Below are 20,650 nucleotides of genomic sequence, written 5' to 3' on the forward strand. Positions count from 1 at the left end.
ATGAAACAGAACCAGACTCTCGAAACCACCCTGCTGGTGATCGGTGGCGGCCCCGGCGGCTACGTGGCGGCGATCCGCGCCGGGCAGCTGGGCATCCGCACCGTGCTGGTGGAAGGCGCCGCCCTGGGCGGCACCTGCCTGAACATCGGCTGCATTCCCTCCAAGGCGCTGATCCACGCCGCCGAGGAATACCTCAAGGCCCGCGAGTTCGCCGGCAAATCGCCGCTGGGCATCAGCGTGCAGGCGCCGAGCATCGACATCCAGCGCACCGTGGAATGGAAGGACGGCATCGTCGATCGCCTCACCACCGGCGTCGCCGCCCTGCTCAAGAAACACGGCGTCACCGTGGTGCACGGCTGGGCGAAGATCGTCGATGGCAAGACCGTCGAGGTCGAGCTGAGCGACGGCGGCACCCAGCCCATCCACACCGAGCACCTGCTGCTGGCGGCCGGCTCGAAATCCGTGGAGCTGCCCTTCCTGCCGGTGGGCGGCAACGTCATCTCCTCCACCGAGGCGCTGGCGCCGAAAACGCTGCCCAAGCGCCTGGCGGTGGTCGGCGGCGGCTACATCGGCCTGGAACTGGGCACCGCGTACCGCAAGCTGGGCGTAGACGTCACGGTGGTGGAAGCGCAGCCACGCATCCTGCCGACCTATGACGAAGAGCTGACCAAGCCGGTGGCCAACGCCCTGCGCAAGCTGGGCATCGAGCTGTACCTGGGCCACAGCGTGATGGGCCTGGAGCCGGACGGCAAAGGCCTGCGCGTGCAGGACGGCGCCGGGTCCCAGCGGGTGATCGAGACCGACCAGGTGCTGGTCGCCGTCGGCCGCCATCCCAATACCGCCGGCTGGAACCTCGATACCCTGCGCCTGGACATGAACGGCCGCGCCGTGCGGATCGACGACCAGTGCCGCACCTCCATGCGCGATGTGTGGGCCATCGGCGACATCGCTGGCGAGCCGATGCTGGCCCACCGCGCCATGGCCCAGGGCGAGATGGTCGCCGAGATCATCGCCGGCAAGCGCCGCGCCTTCACTCCCACGGCGATCCCGGCGGTGTGCTTCACCGATCCGGAAGTGGTGGTGGTGGGCTTCTCGCCGGAACAGGCGCAGGCCGCCGGCTACGAGGTGCTGAGCGCGAGCTTCCCGTTCGCCGCCAACGGCCGCGCCATGACCCTGGAATCCAGCGATGGCTTCGTCCGCGTGGTGGCGCGCAAGGACAACCACCTGATCCTCGGCTGGCAGGCCGTGGGCAAGGCGGTGTCGGAGCTGTCCACGGCGTTCGTGCAGTCCCTGGAAATGGGCGCCTGCCTGGAAGACATCGCCGGCACCATCCACGCCCACCCGACCCTTGGCGAAGCGGTGCAGGAAGCGGCGCTGCGCGCGCTCGGGCACGCCTTGCACGTCTGAAGCCGCCGCTCTCCAACTCTCCAGGCTTCCCCCTCTGACCCGCCGATTGGCGGGTCTTTTTTTGCCGGGAGGGCTTTTCGTAGGGCGCATAACCCGGAACGGGTTATCCGCCGTTGACCAGGCGGCAGATAACGCTGCGGGTTATGCGCCCTATGTCGAAACGCTCATATAGGAGCAGCCGTCTTTCTCTGGTAGTTCCGTGTTTGTGCTTTCCCCCTCACCCCAGCCCTCTCCCTCAGGGAGAGGGAGCAAATCGTGCCGGCTGACGCTGTGGTTTCATACGGCACCGCACGGTCCCCTCTCCCCCTGGGAGAGGGTTAGGGTGAGGGCCGATCCGAACACAGATCTATCCGGTAGGAGCGGGCCACGCCCGCGATCGGCGGACAACTTCCGCCTAGTGGTCCTCTGCCACATCGGACCGATCGCGGACGGAGTCCGCTCCTACGCACCCTGGTCGATTACCGCACGGATTGTGGCATTGCGGCCGACCGGGGCGATTGCCTCGCCCGCATCCTTTCGCGGCCGTTTCAGCCTATTTACCGGCACGAACGCGCTCTTTCGCCACAGTAACGGCGAGAACCCGCCACATTGACCTAATTAACTATTTGGTACATTTTGCTCCCATAGGCCCTGAATCCTGCGGCCATACAACAACAACGGAGCGCCCCTTCATGCCCCACACCCTGCTCGTGCTCAACGGGCCGAACCTCAACCTGCTCGGCACCCGCGAGCCGGCCACCTATGGCCACGAAACCCTCGACGACATCGCCGCGCTGTGCCAGCGCACCGGTGCGGAGAACGGCCTGGACATCGAATTCCGCCAGACCAACCACGAAGGCCAGTTGATCGACTGGATCCACCAGGCGCGCGGCCGCTGCGCCGGCATCCTGATCAACCCCGCCGCCTGGACTCACACCTCGGTGGCCATCCGCGATGCGCTCGCCGCCGTGGAGCTGCCGGTGATCGAAGTGCACCTGTCCAACGTGCACGCGCGCGAGGCGTTCCGTCAGCACTCGTACGTGTCCGGGATCGCCGTGGGCGTGATCGCCGGGCTGGGCAGCGATGGCTACCGCGCCGCCATCCAGCATCTCGCCAAGCGACTGCAGGGGTGAGCACGATGAGCGAATACCGCACCGTACTGGCCGGCCTGATCGGCGCCGGCATCCAGGCGTCGCGCACGCCGACCCTGCACGAACGCGAGGGCGACGCCCAGGGGCTGCGCTATGTGTATCGCCTGATCGACCTGGATGCCCTGGGACTCGACGCCAGCGCCCTGCCCGACCTGCTCGCCGCCGCCGAGCGCATGGGCTACACCGGCCTGAACATCACCTTCCCCTGCAAGCAGGCGGTGATTCCGCTGCTGCACGAACTCTCCGACGAGGCGCGCGGCATCGGCGCGGTGAACACCGTGGTGCTGCGTGAGGGCAAGCGCATCGGGCACAACACCGACTGCCTGGGCTTTGCCGAAGGCTTCCGGCGCAACCTCAACGATGCCCCGCGCGAGCGCGTGGTGCAGCTGGGCGCCGGCGGCGCGGGCGCGGCGGTGGCCCATGCGCTGCTCGCCGAAGGCGTGGGGCAATTGACCATCGTCGAGGTGGACAGCGCCCGCGCCCAGGCGCTGGTGGACAACCTCAACGCGCATTTCGGCGGCCAGCGCGCGCGGGTCGGCCACGACCTGGCCGGCGCCGTCGCCGAGGCGGACGGGCTGGTCAACACCACGCCGGTGGGCATGGCCAAGCTACCCGGCGCGCCGTTGCCGCTGGAGCTGCTGCACCCACGCCTGTGGGTGGCCGAGATCATCTACTTCCCGCTGGAAACCGAGCTGCTCAGGCACGCCCGCAGCCTCGGCTGCCGCACGCTGGATGGCGGCAACATGGCGGTGTTCCAGGCCGTGAAGGCGTTCGAGCTGTTCAGCGGCGTCGAAGCGGACAGCGAGCGGATGCTGGCGCATTTCGCCGCGATGGGAGCGTAGGAGCGGGCTCAGTCCGCGATGATTACGCCCCCCTTGCGCGCCCCCAGCAACGCCGACCCAATCGCGGACAGAGTCCGCTCCTACGCCAACTCCCACCTGTAGGAGCGGGCCATGCCCGCGATCCGCCGGCAGCGCCGGCGCAAGACCGGGCTCGCGAGCAAGCTCGCTCCTACAAAAAGCGCCGATGCGGACCTGTAGGAGCGGGCCATGCCCGCGATCCACCGGCAAGGCCGGCGCAAATCCGGGTTCGCGAGCATGGCTCGCTCCTACAAAGAGCGCTGATACGGACCTGTAGGAGCGGGCCATGCCCGCGATCCGACGGCAAGGCCGGCGCAAGCCCGGGTTCGCGAGCATGGCTCGCTCCTACAAAGGGCACAGATCTGTAGGAGCGAGCTTGCTCGCGAACCGCCCGAATGCGAACGCCCCCGGCTCAGGGCCGCACGTAGCGCAACACCGCCTCGACGATCATGTCCTTGTGCCGCGCCTTCACCGCCGCGTCTTCCAGTTCGATCTGGAACAGCGACCCCACGGTGTGGCGGTTGGACACGCGGTAGAAGCAGAACCCGCTGATCAGCATGTGCACGTCGATGGCCTGCAGGCCGTCGCGGAACTGGCCGCTGGCGGCGCCGCGCTGGAGGATGTCCTCGATGGTGCGCAGGATGTTGCTGTTCATCGAGCGGATCGCCTCGGAGCCTGCGGCGAACTGGCCGTAGTGGATGTTCTCGATGCAGACGATGCGCACGAAATCGACGTTGCGGTCGTGGTGGTCGAAGGTGAAGTCCACCAGCCGGCGCATGGCCTCCAGCGGCTCCAGCTCGGCCAGGTGCAGCGTCTGCTCGGTGCCGCGGATGTCGCCGTAGAGCTTCTCCAGCACCGCCTGGTAGAGCTGTTCCTTGCTGCCGAAGTAGTAGTAGATCATCCGCTTCGAGGTGTTCATGCGCTCGGCAATGGCATCCACCCGCGCTCCGGAAAGGCCCTGCTGGACGAACTCGACGATGGCCGCCTGGAGAATGTCCTCGCGGGTCTTCTCCGGGTTGTTCTTGCGGCCCCGGCGAGCGGTTGCGGCGGGAATCGGCTGGGTAGCGCTGTCGGTCATGGCTCGGCATCGTCTGGCAGGCGCCGGGCGGCGCCTGCTTGGGTGAAGGGATGCGCGGATTATGCGCGCCCCCACCCTTGCGAAGCAAAGCGCGGCGGGGCTAGACCTTGGGCCGCCGCGTCGTGCCGTTGCGCGCCTGGGCCATGGCCGCCAGACGCACCGCCACGTTGGCCGCGCCGTAGCCGGCATAGCCGCCGCGGCGCTGGATGATCTCGAAGAAGAAGCGTCCTTCGAACGGCTCGGTGTACACGTGGAACAGCTCGCCGCCGCTGGCGTCGCGGTCGTAGAGCACGTTGTAGTAGGCCAGCTCGCTGAGGAACTCGTCGTCGAAGTCGAAGCGCGCGGCGAGGTCGTCGTAATAGTTCAGCGGGATTTCCAGCAGCGGCACGCCGGCATCCTTGGCCCGCGCCACCTCGGCGAAGATGTCCTCGCAGGCGAAGGCGATGTGGTGCACGCCGGAGCCGCGGTAGCTGGACAACGCATGGGAGATGGCGGTGTTGCGGTTCTCCGAGATGTTCAGCGGCAGCCGCACGCTGCCGTTGGCGCTGCGCAAGGCGCGGCTCTTCACCAGGCCGTAGGGGTCGGGCAGCACCACCTCGTCGTCGGCCTCGAAGTCGAACAGGCCCTTGTAGAACAGCACCCAGCTGTCCAGCCCGTCCGCCGGCAGCGCCATGGCCATGTGGTCGATGCGCTGCAGCTGGCCGGTCGGCTTCGCCGCGGGGTCGAGGCGGAAGTCGACGTCATAGATGGTCTGCCCGGCGGCGCGCTCCTCCACCAGGTAGATCAGGCTGCCGTCCGGGGCGCGCACGGCGGGAATCTCCCGCTCGTTCGGCCCGACCAGCCCGCGATATGGCTGGCCCTTGTAGTCCTGCGCGCGCTGCAGGGCACCGGCGGCGTCACGCACGCGCAAGGCGGTGGCGCACAGCGACGGGCCGTGGGCCTCGAAAAAGCTGTGGCCGAAGGAGTAAGGCTCGGCATTGAGCACGATATTGATGTCGCCCTGGCGCAGCAGGCTCACTGCCTTGGAGCGGTGCTCGCCGGCGCGGGCGAAGCCCAGGCGTTCCAGCCAATTGCCCAGGCGCGCGCCAAGGGCTTCATCGACGGCGAATTCGAGGAATTCCACCCCGTCCAGCTGGCTGGCCGGCGGCGGCGCGAACAGGCAGTCGAGCTGCTCCTTCGGCGTGCCTTCGCTTTCCAGCCGGGCGCGCGTCTTCTCCTCGAGGTAGAGCAGCGAGCGCAGGCCATCGGCGGCGTTGGCGCGCGGCGGCGCGGCGCGGAAGCCGTCGTTGAAGATTTCCAGCGACAGCGGGCCGCGGTAACCGCTCTTCAGGATCGGCGCGAGGAAGCCCGCCAGGTCGAACTCGCCTTGGCCGGGGAAGTTGCGGAAGTGCCGGCTCCACTCCAGGACGTCCATCGCCAGGACCGGCGCATCGGCCATCTGCACGAAGAAGATCTTCTCCCCCGGAATCTGCGCGATGCCGGCCGGGTCGCCCTTCAGCGAGAGGGTGTGGAAGCTGTCGAGAATCACCCCCAGCGCCGGATGATCCACCTCGCGCACCAGGTCCCAGACCTGCTGCCAGGTATTCACGTGGCGGCCCCAGGCCAGGGCTTCGTAGCCCACGCGCAGGCCGCGGGCGCCGGCGCGCTCGGCGGCCAGCCCGAGGTCTTCGAGGAGGAATTCGCGCTCGCCCAGGGAGTCGGCGGCAACGTTGCTGCACATCAGCACCAGGTCGGTGCCCAGTTCCTGCATCAGGTCGAACTTGCGCTCCAGGCGGTCGAGGTTGCGCGGCAGGCGGTCGCGGCGACAGCCCTCGAAGTCGCGGAACGGCTGGAACAGGGTGATCGCCAGCCCCAGGTCTTCACAAAGCCGACGCACGTCGCGGGGGCTGCCGCCGTAGTAAAGAAGATCGTTCTCGAAGATTTCCACGCCGTCGAAACCGGCGGCGGCGATGGCTTCGAGTTTGTCCGGCAGGGTTCCGCTCAAGGAGACGGTGGCGATCGAACGATGCATTGCTTTGACTCCCGCCGGATGTGCTGAGGGGCTTGTTGGAATCGGTTTCCGGCTGAGTCTGATTATTCTGGCGGTCCGGGTCGCGGGCAATTTAAAGTGTACTAACTGGTTAGTTTTGTGTTCGATTACCGAACCAAAGGCCGTTTATCGAATTGACGCTGTTTCGGCGGCTGCTCAAGATTTAGCCACGTCGACGCAATCCGGCTGCTCCCCAGGCACCTGCCTCCGCCTGGTGAAGTACGCAAAGCCGCTGCGAGATGGCCTGCGTGTCATCCATAACAATTTCAAGAACGGGTAAATGCTCATGTACGTACCTCAGCCTCGCCTCGCCGCCGCCCTTCCCCACCGGCAAACCCTCCTGGCCCGCCGCCTGCCAGGCCTCTGCTCGCTGCTCGGGCGCCCTCGCGCGCACTGATTTTCGCCAGCCACCGCTCGTCTTTGCGATGCCCACGCCGACTGGCGGAGGCGCATGCGCAACGCCTGCGGCACGACAATAATTCCTGAGGCTGCGCGTCAGCCCGATAACGGATGGCCCCGATCATGATCCAAACGCAATCCGCTCCCCTCGCCGCGGTCGCCCCGCACGGTTCTTCCTTCTTCGGCAAGGTGCGTGGCGCCATGGCCGTCGGCAAGGTGCGCTGGGGCATGCTTGCCCTGGTGTTCTTCGCCACCACCCTGAACTACATCGACCGCGCCGCCCTGGGCGTGATGCAACCGTTGCTCGCGCAGCAGATGGCCTGGACGGCCATGGACTACGCCAACATCAACTTCTGGTTCCAGGTCGGCTATGCCATCGGCTTCGTGCTGCAGGGCCGGCTGATCGACCGCATCGGCGTCAAGCGCGCGTTCTTCTTCGCCGTGCTGCTGTGGAGCTTCGCCACCGGCGCCCACGGCCTGGCCAGCTCGGCGGCCGGCTTCATGGTCTGCCGCTTCATCCTCGGCCTGACGGAAGCCGCCAACTACCCGGCCTGCGTGAAGACCACGCGCCTGTGGTTCCCCGCCGGGGAGCGCGCCATGGCCACCGGCATCTTCAACGCCGGCACCAACGTCGGCGCCATGCTCACCCCCGCCCTGTTGCCGCTGATCCTCGCGGCCTGGGGCTGGCAGGCGGCGTTCCTGTGCATGAGCGCGCTGGGCTTCGTCTGGGTGGTGCTGTGGAGCCTGAAGTACTTCAACCCCGAAGACCACCCGACGGTGAAACAGAGCGAGCTGGACTACATCCAGGAAGCCGCCGAGCCGCCGGCCGAGCGCGTGCCCTTTTCCGCCATCCTGCGCATGCGCGGCACCTGGGCGTTCGCCGTGGCCCTTTCGCTGACCGCGCCGGTGTTCTGGTTCTACCTCTACTGGCTGCCGCCCTTCCTCAACCAGCAGTACGGCCTGGGCATCAGCGTGACCCAGATGGGCATCCCGCTGATGCTGATCTGGCTGACCGCGGACTTCGGCAGCATCGGCGGCGGGATTCTCTCGTCCTGGCTGATCGGCCGCGGCATGAAGGCGATCAATGCGCGCCTGCTCTCCATGTTCATCTGTGCCTGCTCGATCATCGGCGTGGTCTTCGCCGCCAAGGCCAGCGGCCTGTGGATCGCCGTGGGCGCCATCGCCCTGGGCGTGGGCGCGCACCAGGCCTGGACGGCGAACATCTGGAGCCTGGTGATGGACTACACGCCCAAGCACATGATGAGCACGGTGTTCGGCTTCGGCGGCATGTGCGCGGCGATTGGCGGCATGTTCATGACCCAGATCGTCGGCTACATCCTCACCGTCACCCACAACAACTATGCGGTGCTGTTCACCATCATCCCCACCATGTACTTCCTGGCGCTGACCTGGATGTTCTTCATGGCCCCGCGCAAGGTGCCCGGCGCGCCGGACTGAGGTCCGATCTGCGCCGCAGTCACATTTGGCAGGCGTAGGGCGCATAACCTGGAACAGGTTATCCGCCCGAACCTTTTTGGCGGACAACGCTGACGCGTCATACGCCCTACGCCCCCTGTCAGGGCCCATTACAGAACCCCGCCAATCGGCGGGGTTCTTTGTTTGCGCTCATTGCTTCAGTGGGGTCAGCACCGGCGCCTTCTCGTCCAGCAGCAGCCACACCAGCAGCTTGGCCGGCTTGTCGTTGCTGGCATTGCGCGACACCAGGTGCGGCGTGTTCGGCGCCTCGTACCAGGACTGGCCGGCCCGGTAGGTCACCGGCTTCTGCCCTTCCAGCTGCGAGATAACCGCGCCTTCGAGCACGTAGGCGAACACCGAACCGCTGTGCACATGGGCACCGGAGGACTGCCCGGGCGCATAGGAGACGGTGACCATCAGGCCCTTCTTGCCCGCCGCGTCGGGAAGTTTCTGCTCCTGCTGGACCTCGACCTGTTCCTGGGTGGCGTCGTGGGCGAAGAGCGGCAGGCTCAGGGCCAGGCCGACGCCGGCGAAGAGGTATTTCAGGGAAGTGGTGGCGGGCATGGCGGGTTCCTCGGAGAGTGAGTGGATGAGTCCACGCTACGCCCGGTGACGGTGAGGGCCAACAGCCAATTCGACGGAAGATCGGGGTGCCATTGGCGCGGCGGTGCCGTGCGGTTCGCGAGCAAGCTCGCTCCTACGAAGAGCACGCAGGAGTCCCCTGTAGGAGCGGGCCACGCCCGCGATCAGGCCGCGCAGCGGCCACAAAAAAGCCCCGCACGATGGCGGGGCTTTGCGGCGCAACGGCAGGATCAGCCCAGCAGCGCGCTCAGGTCCAGCAGCCCATCCTTGCGCGGCGGGCACCAGTAGTAGCCGCCGGTCAGCGGCCGGCTGAAGCGGTACAACGCATCGGTGATGCCGTCTTCCAGCCCGCTCATGCGGCGCAGCTGCACTTCGAAGGCGTCCAGGGTGCAGCCGAAGGCGAGGAACATCAGCCCGGCGTCCTGGCCCTGGGTCCAGGGCATCGAGCGGCGCACGATGAAGGCTTCCGGGGCGAAGCTCTCCTGGGCGGTGCGCTTGACGTGGGCGGACTCCGGCGCGTCGTCCAGCTCTTCGTTGTCGCTCAGGCGACGGCCCATGATGTCGTCGCGTTCGTGCTGCGGCAGCGCCGCGAAGTCCTGCAACTGGTGGCGCCATTGCTGGATCGCGGCGAAGCTGCCGCCGGCAAGGCCAGCGCCCTCGGCGACGATGGCCGCTCTCACGGCGTCCTCATCGTGCGGGTTCTCGGTGCCATCCTCGTAGCCGGTCAGGTCGTGGCCGCTGCCGTGGCGGAAGGCCTCGGTCAGGCTGTTCAGCTCCAGCGCCGGCGCCAGCAGGGCCTGCACTTCCTGGGTGCGCAACAGCAACTCGCCGCGCTCGTCACCGCGCAACCACACCCACAGCGCGTGGGGAGTGGACGGGTTGTCGACGCCCACGCCGGACATCGCCGGGAACTCCCGCAGCCCCTCGATGCGGCGGCCCAGCGCACGCACCAGCGACTCGCCGAAACCGACCACCGCGCGCTCGCCGTCGGCGAACTGCATCAGCCGATCCAGCGCGGCGGGCAGGTCCTGCAGCGACTTCAGATCGAAGAACAGATGGCGGGCGTGGGCGGGAACCGGAGTGGCGAGAATGCCGGGCTGGTAGAGGCTCATGACAGCGTCCTTGAACGAAAGAGCGGCGATTCTAATCGCCCCGCGCGCGAAGCAAAACCGCCCTGTATCAAGGACTTGGCGATCCGTTCGGCGAGGTGCCGGCCTTGCGCTTGCGCCGGTGCCGCGCATACCGCCACACCGCCAGCCCCGCGGACAGCAGCAATACCGTGACGAATACCGGCAGCCGGTAGGGCCGCAGGTTGCCCAGCCATTGTTCGAGCAACTGCCCGGCCCAGTAGCCGGCGCTGGCGAACAGCAGCGCCCAGCAGAACGCGCCCAGCAGGTTGATCAGCAGGAAGCGCAGCGGCCCTACCCGGCTGGCGCCGATCAGCAGCGGCCCCGCCAGGCGCATGCCATAGAGAAAGCGCACGGCGAAGATCGACAGGTGCGGATAGCGCTCGATCAACCCGGTGACCCGCTCGACAGCCAACCCGCGCCGTTGCAGCCAGGGCACCGCCCGCGCGCCGGCGCGCCGCCCGCTCCAGAACAGCAGCTGGTCGCCCAGGGTGCCGGCCACGGTGGCCCAGAACACCACCGGGACGAAGCCCAGCAGCCCCTGGTGGGCGGCGATGCCCGCCAGCAGGAGCATCGATTCGCCCTCCAGCAGGCAGCCGACGAACAGCACCGGATAGCCGTAGCTGGCCAGCAGTTGCGCCAGTGGAATGTGCTCGAACATGCAGTTCCTTGAAAGGGGCCGAAGCCAAGAGCCTAGCGGCTTGACAAGCGTTCTGCTTATCGAACAGAGGCTGTAAAAAATAAACGACTAACCAGTCAGTCAGATTCGTTAGCAACCAATCAAATCAGTCTTTTACCTACTCCATTCGTCTTGAGATGTAATTTTTTTCGCTCATGAGCGATTCAAGTGTTTGACATATTTGACGGATTTGGCAGACTGCGGCCCGTTGTCGCAACTGGTTACGTTTTTCCGGCTCCCCTGCCTGGTGCACCGGACGACCTTGGCCGCGCAACCCAACAAAAACAACTTTGTCAGTCGTGGCCCACCTGCCCGAGTTTCGTCTCGAGGGTGCGGTTCCCGGCGAGCCAACGGAACGAACAAATGCTGATCTGGTTTGTAGCGGTGTATCTGGTGATCACCGTAGCTGTCGGTTTCTACGCCACCACCCGCGTGCACAACTCCTCGGACTATGCCGCCGCCGGCCGGAGCATGTCCTTCCCCCTCGTCGTGACCATGGTGTTCGCCACCTGGTTCGGCTCCGAAGCCGTGCTGGGCATTCCCGCCACCTTCCTCGAAGAAGGCTTCGCCGGGATCATCGAAGACCCCTTCGGCTCCTTCGGCTGCCTGATGCTGGTCGGCGTCGTCTTCGCCCGCCCGCTGTACCGCCTCAATCTGCTCACCATCGGTGACTTCTTCCGCAAGCGCTTCGGCCAGCACGTGGAAATCTTCACCAGCCTGGTGATCATCATTTCCTACATGGGCTGGGTCGCCGCGCAGATCACCGCGCTGGGCGTGGTCTTCAGCGTGCTCTCCGACGGTGGCCTGACCACCACCCAGGGCATGATCATCGGCACCATCATCGTCCTGCTGCACACCCTGTTCGGCGGCATGTGGTCCGTGGCGCTGACCGACTTCCTGCAGATGATCATCATCGTCTGCGGCCTGTTCTACCTGGTCTGGCTGATCGGCGACATGGCCGGCGGCCCGGTCAACGTGATCAGCCACGCCGCCAGCGAAGGCAAGTTCACCTTCCTGCACGGCACTTCGGCCAAGGACATCGTCGCCTTCATCGGCGCCGCGGTGACCATGATGTTCGGCTCCATCCCGCAGCAGGACGTGTATGCCCGCGTGATGTCGGCCAAGACCGAGAAGATCGCCCAGCGCGCCACCATGACCGGTGCCTGCTGCTACCTGGTCTTCTGCATGCTGCCGATCTTCCTGATCTACGCCGCCTCGATGATCGAGCCGGAGATGGTCAAGCACTGGCTGGCCGAGGACTCCCAGCAGATCCTGCCGCACCTGATCCTGGAACGCACCCCGCTGTTCGCCCAGATCATGTTCTTCGGCGCCCTGCTCTCGGCCATCATGTCCTCCGCCTCGGGCGCCCTGCTGGCCCCGTCGGTGACCCTGACCGAGAACATCGTCAAGCACTTCCTGCCCAACATGAACGACCGCCAGGCCCTGCTGGCCATGCGTTGCAGCGTACTGGCGATGACCGTCGCCACCTGCGTGTTCGCGCTGTTCTCCAACGCCAGCATCTACGAGATGGTCGGCAACGCCTACAAGGTGACCCTGGTCGCTGCCGTGGTGCCGCTGTTCTTCGGCCTGTTCTGGAAGCGCGCCACCACCCAGGGCGCCCTGACCGCCATCGCCTGCGGCCTGATCGGCTGGGTGTCGCTGGAGCTGGGCTACCAGGAAGGCGACTTCTGGCCGCCGCAGCTGGTCGGCCTGATCTGCAGCGCCATCGGCATGATCGTCGGCTCCCTGGCTCCGCAGTTCAGCGCCCACCGCGGCGAGAGCGTGTCGGAAATGGCAGCCGCCGCCGGCAACTGATCGCCCGAGCGACACACGAGAAGCCCCGCCTGGTGCGGGGCTTTTTTGTGGGCGATTGCCATGCACCCCATGCCGCGCACCGAGGCTTTTCGTAGGAGCGAGCTTGCTCGCGAACCGCCCGGCATCGGAGCGTCCGGCCGCCTCGTTCGCGAGCAAGCTCGCTCCTACAGGTTGGCCCCTCGCCCTGTGTGCGGGCGCACTGCCGGCGGGCAAACGCGCTCTGCAGCAGCCCGGGGCGGAAAAGCGCCGACGGGAACGACGGCGGTTTCGTCCCGTCGATGTGACGATCGCCGCAAGCCTGCCTATCCTCAACCTCGCCCCGTCACGCATTGGCGGGTAGGCTGCACGTCTTTCACCAGCGCCGGCGCTTACATGGCTCAGACCCCGACACCGCGAACACGCCCCACCCCACAGGCCGGCCCATGAAGCGCTGGAGCCGCAAACCGCTGACCCTGCGGATGCTGATACTGGTCTTCGTGCTGCTCGCCGCGCTGGCAACCCTGGGCAACAGCCTGGTGGTCGCCTACAACGTGCAACGCAGCGCACTGATCCACTCGACCCTGGAAGCCAATCGCGCCTATGCCGCCAAGGTGGCGCAAAGCATCCATGAATTCCTCGGCTCCGCGCGACGCAACCTGGCCTACAGCGCCGGAATACTCGCCAACCATTTCCACGAAGCGCCCGTGCTGCACGCCGAGGCGATGCGCCTGCAGGCGCAGGACACCTTCTTCAACTCCATCATCGTCGCCGACGCCAGTGGCAAGGTGCTGCAGGCCTACCCCGACTCGCTGCAGATCGTCGGCACCACGCTGCGCTCGGAAGCCGTGCAGGACGCCCTGCGCCGCAAGCAACCGACCATCAGCCAGGCCTACGAATCCATCGCCGGCAACCTGGTGGTGCTGATTTCACAGCCGATCACCAGCCCCAGCGGCGAATACCTGGGCCTGGTCGGCGGCTCGGTGTACATCCTCAAGCCCAGCGTGCTGCACAGCATCATCGGCAGCCACTTCCAGCAGGAAGGCACCTTCGCCTTCGTCGCCGACGCCAACCGCCGGCTGCTGCACCACCCTGATCGCCAGCGGGTCGGCGAGATCGTCAAGCACAGCACCACGATCGAAGCCGCCCTGCGCGGCGAGAGCGGCGCGCTGGAAGTGACCAACTACCAGGGCGTGCCGATGCTCGCCGGCTTCGCCCCGGTGCCCGACGCCAACTGGGCGGTGGTCGCCCAGCAGCCGCGCGACCTCAGCCTGTCGCCGCTGCACCTGCTGATGAAGGACATGTTCCTCGGCCTGATCCCGGCCAGCCTGCTCGGTGTGCTGGCGATCTGGGCCGGCACCCTGCTGATCACCCGCCCGCTGCGGCAACTGGCGCAGAGCGCCGAGCAGCTGTCGGACCCGGAGACCCCGCGCGAGCTGCAGGACATCAACACCTGGTACCGTGAGGCGGCGGCGATCCGCAAGGCCTTGCTCACCGGCGTCGGCCTGATGCAGCAGAAGCTCGGCCAACTGAGCCTGGAGGCGCAGAGCGACGCGCTGACCGGCCTGGCCAACCGCCGTGCGCTGGGGGTGGCGCTGGAGGCGCTGGAGCAATCCGGCGTGACCTATTCGGTGCTGGCCGCGGACATCGACCACTTCAAGCGGGTCAACGACACCTGGGGCCACGACGCCGGTGACGAGGCCCTGCGCAGGATCGCCGCGGTGCTGCGCGATTCTTCCCGCGCCGGCGACCTGGCCTGCCGCGCCGGTGGCGAGGAATTCGTCCTGCTGCTGCCGCAGACGTCCCTGGACACCGCCACGGCCATCGCCGAGCGTATCCGCGCCACGCTGGAGACGACCCCGATTCCGCAGGTGGGCCTGCTGACCCTGTCCATCGGCGTCGCCGAGGTGGGGCCGCAGGCGGTGACCCCCGATGCGGTGCTCAAGCTCGCCGACAAACGCCTCTACAGCGCCAAGCAGAACGGCCGCAACCGCGTGGTCAGCGGCGATATCGGCTAGACCGGCGCGTCCAGCGTCGCCAGCCGCGCCGCCAGGGCATGGGCCAGGCCGGCGATCCTGCCGGCATCGCCCAGCCCCGGCGCGATGTAGATGGCCGCGGCGAACGGCACCTCTTCCTCCAGCGGCAACGGCCGGCTGCTCAGGCCCAGCAGGCTGGCCATGCGCGCGGGCACGGTCAGCCCGAGCGGATGGCGGTCCAGCATCAGCCGCGCGGCCAGCGCGCTCTGCACGCGGCAGGCGATGTTCCGGCGCAACCCGCGCAGGCCCAGCTGCAGGTCCACCGGGCAGAGGCCGCCGCGCCGCGCCGAAACCTGGATCTGCGGCTGGCGCAGGTAGTCGGCCAGGGTATCCGGTGGCTGCGCCAGCGCCGCGCCGTGGGCGAAGACGTAGCGGTCAACCGGGACCGCCATGCGCTCGATGCCATAGCCGAACGGCACCACCTGCTCGATATCCAGCAGAATATCCAACTGGCCACCGCGCAATTCGTCGAAGGCGACGCGGCGCTGCGGCTGGTAGAAGCTCACCCGCCAGTCCTCACCCAGGCGCGCCAGCGCCGTGTCGAGGAACAGCGGTTGCAGGCAGTCGATGCAGCTGACCCGCAGCTCGGCCCTGGCCGGCTCGCGCCCGGGCACCTGGCGCCAGCCCTCGCGCAGGCTCTCGAAGGCCAGGCGCACATGGTCGGCCAGGCGATGCGCGGCCGCGGTGGGCGTCACGCCCAGGTGGCTCTTGATGAACAGCGGATCGCCGCAGTGCCTGCGCAGGCGGCTCAGGGCATTGCTCACCGCCGGCTGGCTCAGGCCCAGCAGCCGCGCCGCACGGGTGATGCTGCGCTGCTGGTAGATGGCGTCGAACACCAGCAGCAGGTTGAGATCGAGGTCGTACAGGTCGTGCATGGTCAACCCGCGTCGCGCCACAGGACCAGGCCGAGCAGCAAGCCCGCCGTGAGCATCAGCGCCAGGCACAGGCAGGCCACGGCGCGGCCGTTGCCGCCCCGGCTGGAGCCGGCCAGGGCGCGGCAGCTGCGGCGATAATGGCCACCCTGCCCTACCAGGCAGACCAGCGCACACCCCACCAGCAGCGCCGCGGGGACCAGCGCCAGGGCCGACAGCTCGCCGATCCGCCGCAGCACCAGCGCCGCCAGCACCAGCAGCACCAGCAGGGTTCGGGTCCAGGCCAGGGTGGTGCGCTCGGCCTGCAGGCCGCCATCGCTCATGGTCGGCGGCTCATCGCGGATAGCCGATCAGCCCGGCGGCCAGCACCACGCAGGCCAGCGCCAGCACCGGCACCAGCAGCGGCACCGGCAGCGGCCGGCCATGGCGCAGCGCGCGCTCCACGGTCAGCCAGCGCCAGCCGGCCGCGCCGGCGGTGAGCAGACCGAGGCCAGCCAGCACCACGGCGAGAAAGGTCCGCGCCGCGGGTAGCAGCGCCGGCTCGGCAAAGGCATCCACCGCGATGGCACCGGCCAGCAACGCCATGGCGGTGCGAATCCAGGCCAGGAAGGTGCGCTCGTTGGCCAGGGTGACGCGCGGGTCCGGCTCCTGGCCGCCGCCCAGCAGGCGCTCGGCCAGGCGGCTGCGGCCACTGCTCATCGGCGCGCAGCCATCAGCGGATGCCCAGCCCGCGCAGGGCGCCGGGCGAGTAGTCCGAGGTGGTGGCGCGGAAGCCGAAGTCGTAGCCGCGCGGCTGCTCGTTGCTCATGTTCGAGGCGATGTAGCGGCCGGCCTGCAGGTCATAGAACACCTGGGCGGCGGACAGCAGCACCTGGGCGTCCGGGCGGTAGAAGGTGTGGTTCTCGCCGACCCGCCAGAGCTCGCCGCGACTGTCGTACTGGTCGTTCTCCACCACCGTCCAGCTGTCCTCGTCGAGGTAGAAGCGGCGCTTGGAGTAGATGTGCCGCGCGCCGGGCTTGAGCGTCGCTTCCACTTCCCAGACGCGGTGCAGCTCGTAGCGGGTCGGCGCGGCGTCGATCACGCCGGGCTTGAGGAAGTCCGCGTACTTGAGGCTCGGCGAGGCCAGGCGGTAGCTGTTGTAGGGGATGTACAGCTCCTTCTTGCCGACCAGCTTCCAGTCGTAGCGGTCGGGCGCGCCGTTGTACATGTCGCGGCTGTCGGCGGTGCGCAGGCCGGCGGTGGTCGGGCCGGCGGCGTCGTAGGCGTTGTCCGGGGCGCGGCGCACGCGGCGCTGGCCGGAGCTGTAGACCCAGGACAGGCGCGGCTGCTTCACCTGGTCCAGCGTCTCGTGCACCAGCACCACTTCGCCCACCTGGCGCGACGGCGCGGTAATGCGGTGGCTGTAGTAGAACAGCATGTTGTCCACCTTGCCCGGCTCGTAGTTGCTCACCTGGTCGGCCATGGTGAAGCGCTGCTCGGTGGTGGTGATCACGTAGTCGCCGCCGGCCTGGGGTGCCGCGCTGTCGTTGATCGACAGCAGGCTGCCGCCGCGATAGCGGGTGATGTGGTTCCAGATGGCCTCCAGGCCGTTCTGCGGAATCGGGAAGGCCACCGCGCCGTGGAAGCCCTCGATGCCGTTGCCATCGTTGACCAGCTTCGCGCCCGTGGCGTTCTGCGCCACCCACGCCTTCACCTGCGCCGAGACGCCGACGCTGCGGTGGCTGGGGTAGACCGGCAGCTTGTACTGGCCGGGGTAGCGCTTGAGCAGTGCGATCTGCCCGGCGGTGAGGTTGGCCTGGTACTGCTGGTAGTTGCTCGAATCGATGGTGAACAGCGGCTGCTCGCTGGCGTAGGGGTCGGCCGGCGTGCCGTTGCCCTGGATCTTCAGGCCGTCGCCGGACAGCCCGCCCTGCCAGGCGGGCACCTTGCCGTCGGCGCTGGCAGCGCGCTCGGCGCCCAGGGGAGTCAGGCTGTCTTGCAGCGTGGCGGCCTCCCCGGCCGATACGGCGGCATGCGCGCCGTGGGCCAGGAGGATGGCGGAGAACAGGCAGTAGATGCGTTTCAAGGGGCAGGCTCCGTCAGAAGTTGATGCCGACCGACAGCGAGACGAAATCGCGGTCGCCGCGGGTGCCGTAGTCGCCATCGAAGTAGTTGGTGTAGGAAATGCCGGCGGTGTAGGTGCTGTTGAAGTCCGCATCCAGCGAAACGCCGACCGCCTTGGAACCCTCGTTGAAGCCCGAGACCTCCGCCGGGGCGTAGCCCTTCACGTCGTGGGACCAGGAGAGGCCGGGCTTGAGGTCGATGCCGGCGATGGCGTTGGCGTAGCTCCAGATCGCCCGGGCGCGGTAGCCCCAGGAGAAGGACGTGACGAAGCCGTCGTTGTTGCAGTTCTCCGGCGTCGCCGAGTTGGCGATGCACACCGCGTTGTTGGCCAGCTCGCCGGAGCCGAAGGTGCTGTTGCGCCCGTAGCGTGGGCCGCCATTGCCCTCCAGGCCGCCGACGAAGGTGGCGCCCACCTCGCCCACCAGCACCAGTTGGTCGGCCCCCATGACCTGGCTGACGGTCTGGGTGGCGGTCATCTGCGCCTGGGTCACTTCCTTGCGGCGGTAGCCATCGGTGGCGTGGCTGTCGGCATAGGCCACCACGCCGGCGTCATACAGCGGGGTGCGCGACGGATCGCCCAGGCCGGACTGGATCAGGTCCGGGCCGTTGAACTGCAGCGGCAGGTTCGGCCGGTAGCTGATCTCGCCCTGCAGCGCGGTACCGCTGGACAGCGTGGTGGCGAAGGTCAGGCCGTACAGGCGGATGTCCACGGGGTACTCGACGAAGTAGCTGGAGGTGCCCATGCGCAGCGCGTCGGTCAGCGTCTTGCCGGCGCTGCTGTTCATCAGGCCATTGCACGCCGCGCCGGACAGCCCGAGGTTGCCGCACAACTGCGGCACGAAGCTGGTGTTGGTCAGGTAGGGGCTGCTGACCGAGCCGGTGTAGGGCAGCCGGCTGTGGTAGTTGGCGGCGTAGGCGCCGAACTCGGTGTCCAGGCTTGGCACGAACCAGTGCAGCGACAGGCCCCACTGGCCGCTGTTGCGGGCGTCCTGGTCGGCGCCGCGCTGCAGGCGGATGCCCTCGCTGGTCAGGTCCACGCCGAAGGGCGACAGCGCGCGCACGGCGGCGGCGTTGCCCCGCAGGTTGCGGCCCACGTCCAGGCCCGAGCAGCCTTCGGGGATGTAGTCGTTGCCGGAGAAGAAGGTCCCGCAGTTGTCCAGGTTGGTCTGTTCCCAGTCCAGCTGGTAGAAGAAGTCCGCCGAGAGGTTCTCGCTGAGGTTCTGGGTGACGTAGAACAGGTTCACCGGCACCAGCGCGTCCTTCACCTCCGAACCCGGCCGGCGGATGGCCGACAGGTTGGTCGGGTTGACCACGTTCAGCCCGCCCTGGATGAAGGTGCTCTCGCCCCAGTTCACCACCTGCTTGCCCAGGCGCACCGAGCCCGGCTCATCGGCGATCTGGAAGTTGTGGTAGACGAAGGCGTCCAGCAGTTCGAAGCCTGCTGACTTGTTGGCGTTGCTGCGGCCGGCGTCCTCCACGTCCTTGAAGCGCTGGCCCTCGTCGCGCAGGGCGTAGTCGTACCAGTAGCTGCCGCGCAGGAACACGCCGCTGTCGTTGTACTTCAGCTCCAGGTCGTGGCGGCCCTTGAAGATCTTCGAGAACACGTCGCCGGCGCGGTAGTTGCGACGGCCGTCATCGCCGGACGCGCTGCGCATCAGGCGCTGCTCCGGATTGTGGGTGGACAGGCTGGCGCCCAGCGACAGCGCGGAGTCGAGCTGGCCCTGGACTTCTCCGATTTCGAAGTTGTAACCCCAGGCAGAATGGCAGGTGCAAGTTGCGACCAATAGCCATGAGCCTCGCACCATGATGCGAACTTTCGGCGTCATCACTCTTATCCTCTTTATTCTTTTCGAGCGATCTTCAGGCAATACAAGACCCACCTCGAAAGCACATGAGGCAACATGAACTATCGAGCACAGGCTATTGAATTAGCTGGATATTTTGAGTCGAAGAATTATTCTTCGGATGAACTTTCAGAACACTTTGCAGATTGTTGGCTTATCGTTACCGACCCTTGATTTACGGGGATGGCTCGATACTAAATAGCCCTCTGCCGACGAACAAATATCGTCTTCAGATGGGCCCCATAACAATCCGGCATGGCCGGACAAGGCACGACGATGACCCTCAAGCAGTTGCGTTACCTGATCGCCATCGCCGAGGCCGGCAGCTTCTCCGCCGCCGCCCGCAAGGCCTATATCGCCCAGCCGGCGCTGAGCCGGCAGATCGGCATGCTGGAGAGCGAACTGGAAGTGCAATTGCTGCTGCGCCAGCACGACGGCATCGACCTCACCGACGCCGGCCGGCGCCTGTACGAGGTGGCCCGTTCGGTGGTGCAGAAGATCGATTCGGTGAAGGACGAACTGGTGTCCAGCCGTGGCGACCCACGCGGGCGGGTGTCGGTGGCGATCCCGGTGACCACCTCTGCCCTGCTGCTGCCGGCGATCATCCAGCGCGTGCAGGAGAAGTTCGCCGGCATCGACCTGGTGGTGCGCGACGGCCTGAGCAAGGAAGGTGGCGAAGCCATCGAACTGGGCAAGGTGGATTTCGGCATCGTGCCCAATGCCGAGGAACTCGAAGGCGTGATCGCCGAGCCGATCTTCGTCGAGCAGCTCTACTGGGTCGGTCAGATGCCGCTGGCCAGCACGGGCGACACCATCACCCTGGCCGAGGCGCTCAGCCGGCCGCTGGTGATGCCGCCACGGGGCATGCACCTGCGCCGGCGCATCGAACAGGCGGCCATGGCGGCCGGGCTGGAACTCGACGTGAAGTACGAGCAGCAGTCCGCCTATGGCATCACCGGCCTGGTGGTCAGCGGGCTGGCGGCCTCCATCAGCAACTGGCCGCCCATCGAGGTGGGCTCGCAGTCCCTGGCGCGGCGCATCGTCGAGCCGCAGATCGAACGCACCATCTCCATTGCCCACTCGGCGCACAAGCCGCTGAGCTTCGCCGCGTCCTGCGTGCACGACCTGGTGCGCGAGCTGCTGGTGGAGGTGGTGCGCAACGGCATGTGGAAAGGCGAGCTGATCGAGCGCCCGCCCCTGCCGGCGGTCAATCTCGCGGATTGACCGCCGCTTCGGC

General features: G+C 67.3%; 17 protein-coding genes. 7 read left to right on the forward strand and 10 right to left on the reverse strand.

Annotated elements, in window-relative coordinates; translation table 11 throughout:
- The 3 genes from lpdA (at position 1) to ACNFIA_RS19630 (ending at position 3,379) form a co-directional block, all read left to right on the forward strand.
- On the forward strand, positions 1 to 1,407 hold the full coding sequence (gene lpdA / locus ACNFIA_RS19620) for a dihydrolipoyl dehydrogenase (RefSeq protein WP_416787904.1): 1,407 nt from the start codon (positions 1 to 3) through the stop codon (positions 1,405 to 1,407).
- A 671-nt stretch (positions 1,408 to 2,078) separates the two neighbouring features.
- Entirely contained in the window at positions 2,079 to 2,519 is a 441-nt protein-coding gene (aroQ, locus tag ACNFIA_RS19625; RefSeq protein ID WP_416787906.1) for a type II 3-dehydroquinate dehydratase, read from the forward strand.
- 5 nt (positions 2,520 to 2,524) lie between these two features.
- Positions 2,525 to 3,379: a shikimate dehydrogenase gene (locus ACNFIA_RS19630; protein ID WP_416787908.1), complete on the forward strand. Its 855-nt coding sequence runs from the start codon at positions 2,525 to 2,527 to the stop codon at positions 3,377 to 3,379.
- 430 nt (positions 3,380 to 3,809) lie between these two features.
- On the opposite strand, the gene ACNFIA_RS19635 is transcribed toward ACNFIA_RS19630, so the two are convergent.
- Positions 3,810 to 4,475, reverse strand: coding sequence for a TetR/AcrR family transcriptional regulator (locus ACNFIA_RS19635; protein ID WP_416787911.1), 666 nt, complete (start codon positions 4,473 to 4,475; stop codon positions 3,810 to 3,812).
- Between the two features lie 100 nt (positions 4,476 to 4,575).
- Positions 4,576 to 6,486, reverse strand: a complete 1,911-nt coding sequence (quiC, locus tag ACNFIA_RS19640) for a 3-dehydroshikimate dehydratase QuiC (RefSeq protein ID WP_416787913.1) — start codon at positions 6,484 to 6,486, stop codon at positions 4,576 to 4,578.
- A 540-nt stretch (positions 6,487 to 7,026) separates the two neighbouring features.
- Here quiC and ACNFIA_RS19645 point away from each other — a divergent pair.
- On the forward strand, positions 7,027 to 8,361 hold the full coding sequence (locus tag ACNFIA_RS19645; protein ID WP_259754735.1) for an MFS transporter: 1,335 nt from the start codon (positions 7,027 to 7,029) through the stop codon (positions 8,359 to 8,361).
- 168 nt (positions 8,362 to 8,529) lie between these two features.
- On the opposite strand, the gene ACNFIA_RS19650 is transcribed toward ACNFIA_RS19645, so the two are convergent.
- The 3 genes from ACNFIA_RS19650 to ACNFIA_RS19660 form a co-directional block, all read right to left on the reverse strand.
- Positions 8,530 to 8,943, reverse strand: a complete 414-nt coding sequence (locus ACNFIA_RS19650) for a cupin domain-containing protein (protein ID WP_416787917.1) — start codon at positions 8,941 to 8,943, stop codon at positions 8,530 to 8,532.
- Positions 8,944 to 9,191: 248 nt separating this feature from the next.
- Entirely contained in the window at positions 9,192 to 10,073 is an 882-nt protein-coding gene (locus ACNFIA_RS19655; protein WP_416787919.1) for a Dyp-type peroxidase, read from the reverse strand.
- Between the two features lie 67 nt (positions 10,074 to 10,140).
- A complete protein-coding gene (locus ACNFIA_RS19660) occupies positions 10,141 to 10,749 on the reverse strand; it encodes a DedA family protein (RefSeq protein WP_416787922.1) in 609 nt (202 codons plus the stop codon).
- Between the two features lie 381 nt (positions 10,750 to 11,130).
- Between ACNFIA_RS19660 and ACNFIA_RS19665 the strand changes: the two genes are divergently transcribed.
- Both ACNFIA_RS19665 and ACNFIA_RS19670 read left to right on the forward strand, forming a co-directional pair.
- The gene (locus tag ACNFIA_RS19665) at positions 11,131 to 12,582 is read left to right on the forward strand and encodes a sodium:solute symporter family protein (protein ID WP_017520910.1); all 1,452 of its coding nucleotides are present in this window, start codon (positions 11,131 to 11,133) and stop codon (positions 12,580 to 12,582) included.
- 422 nt (positions 12,583 to 13,004) lie between these two features.
- Entirely contained in the window at positions 13,005 to 14,576 is a 1,572-nt protein-coding gene (locus ACNFIA_RS19670; RefSeq protein WP_416787924.1) for a diguanylate cyclase, read from the forward strand.
- Here ACNFIA_RS19670 and ACNFIA_RS19675 read toward each other — a convergent pair.
- From ACNFIA_RS19675 to ACNFIA_RS19695, 5 genes are read right to left on the reverse strand one after another with little or no spacing between them, the layout of a single operon-like run.
- On the reverse strand, positions 14,573 to 15,469 hold the full coding sequence (locus tag ACNFIA_RS19675) for a LysR family transcriptional regulator (protein WP_416787927.1): 897 nt from the start codon (positions 15,467 to 15,469) through the stop codon (positions 14,573 to 14,575). The genes ACNFIA_RS19670 and ACNFIA_RS19675 overlap by 4 nt on opposite strands.
- A gap of 2 nt (positions 15,470 to 15,471) precedes the next feature.
- Complete coding sequence (locus ACNFIA_RS19680; RefSeq protein WP_259754729.1) at positions 15,472 to 15,789, reverse strand: DUF202 domain-containing protein; 318 nt, start codon at positions 15,787 to 15,789, stop codon at positions 15,472 to 15,474.
- A 10-nt stretch (positions 15,790 to 15,799) separates the two neighbouring features.
- A complete protein-coding gene (locus ACNFIA_RS19685; protein ID WP_416787929.1) occupies positions 15,800 to 16,165 on the reverse strand; it encodes a YidH family protein in 366 nt (121 codons plus the stop codon).
- A gap of 13 nt (positions 16,166 to 16,178) precedes the next feature.
- Entirely contained in the window at positions 16,179 to 17,531 is a 1,353-nt protein-coding gene (locus tag ACNFIA_RS19690; RefSeq protein WP_416787931.1) for a DUF1329 domain-containing protein, read from the reverse strand.
- A gap of 13 nt (positions 17,532 to 17,544) precedes the next feature.
- Positions 17,545 to 19,374, reverse strand: coding sequence for a DUF1302 domain-containing protein (locus tag ACNFIA_RS19695; RefSeq protein ID WP_416788016.1), 1,830 nt, complete (start codon positions 19,372 to 19,374; stop codon positions 17,545 to 17,547).
- Between the two features lie 315 nt (positions 19,375 to 19,689).
- On the opposite strand from ACNFIA_RS19695, the gene ACNFIA_RS19700 reads away from it, so the two are divergent.
- Positions 19,690 to 20,637 (forward strand): LysR family transcriptional regulator, encoded by a 948-nt coding sequence (locus ACNFIA_RS19700; protein ID WP_259759645.1) that lies wholly within the window; start codon positions 19,690 to 19,692, stop codon positions 20,635 to 20,637.
- Positions 20,638 to 20,650 lie beyond the last annotated feature (13 nt).

The sequence above is a fragment of the Pseudomonas sp. NY15437 genome (assembly GCF_048068435.1).
Lineage (GTDB): Bacteria > Pseudomonadota > Gammaproteobacteria > Pseudomonadales > Pseudomonadaceae > Pseudomonas > Pseudomonas nitroreducens_B.

Excerpts from the sequence above, each read along its gene's own strand:
- lpdA (WP_416787904.1), top strand. The coding sequence starts at position 1 with ATGAAACAGAACCAGACTCTCGAAACCACCCTGCTGGTGATCGGTGGC.
- aroQ (WP_416787906.1), top strand. The coding sequence starts at position 2,079 with ATGCCCCACACCCTGCTCGTGCTCAACGGGCCGAACCTCAACCTGCTC.
- ACNFIA_RS19630 (WP_416787908.1), top strand. The coding sequence starts at position 2,525 with ATGAGCGAATACCGCACCGTACTGGCCGGCCTGATCGGCGCCGGCATC.
- ACNFIA_RS19635 (WP_416787911.1), bottom strand. The coding sequence starts at position 4,475 with ATGACCGACAGCGCTACCCAGCCGATTCCCGCCGCAACCGCTCGCCGG.
- quiC (WP_416787913.1), bottom strand. The coding sequence starts at position 6,486 with ATGCATCGTTCGATCGCCACCGTCTCCTTGAGCGGAACCCTGCCGGAC.
- ACNFIA_RS19645 (WP_259754735.1), top strand. The coding sequence starts at position 7,027 with ATGATCCAAACGCAATCCGCTCCCCTCGCCGCGGTCGCCCCGCACGGT.
- ACNFIA_RS19650 (WP_416787917.1), bottom strand. The coding sequence starts at position 8,943 with ATGCCCGCCACCACTTCCCTGAAATACCTCTTCGCCGGCGTCGGCCTG.
- ACNFIA_RS19655 (WP_416787919.1), bottom strand. The coding sequence starts at position 10,073 with ATGAGCCTCTACCAGCCCGGCATTCTCGCCACTCCGGTTCCCGCCCAC.
- ACNFIA_RS19660 (WP_416787922.1), bottom strand. The coding sequence starts at position 10,749 with ATGTTCGAGCACATTCCACTGGCGCAACTGCTGGCCAGCTACGGCTAT.
- ACNFIA_RS19665 (WP_017520910.1), top strand. The coding sequence starts at position 11,131 with ATGCTGATCTGGTTTGTAGCGGTGTATCTGGTGATCACCGTAGCTGTC.
- ACNFIA_RS19670 (WP_416787924.1), top strand. The coding sequence starts at position 13,005 with ATGAAGCGCTGGAGCCGCAAACCGCTGACCCTGCGGATGCTGATACTG.
- ACNFIA_RS19675 (WP_416787927.1), bottom strand. The coding sequence starts at position 15,469 with ATGCACGACCTGTACGACCTCGATCTCAACCTGCTGCTGGTGTTCGAC.
- ACNFIA_RS19680 (WP_259754729.1), bottom strand. The coding sequence starts at position 15,789 with ATGAGCGATGGCGGCCTGCAGGCCGAGCGCACCACCCTGGCCTGGACC.
- ACNFIA_RS19685 (WP_416787929.1), bottom strand. The coding sequence starts at position 16,165 with ATGAGCAGTGGCCGCAGCCGCCTGGCCGAGCGCCTGCTGGGCGGCGGC.
- ACNFIA_RS19695 (WP_416788016.1), bottom strand. The coding sequence starts at position 19,374 with ATGGTGCGAGGCTCATGGCTATTGGTCGCAACTTGCACCTGCCATTCT.
- ACNFIA_RS19700 (WP_259759645.1), top strand. The coding sequence starts at position 19,690 with ATGACCCTCAAGCAGTTGCGTTACCTGATCGCCATCGCCGAGGCCGGC.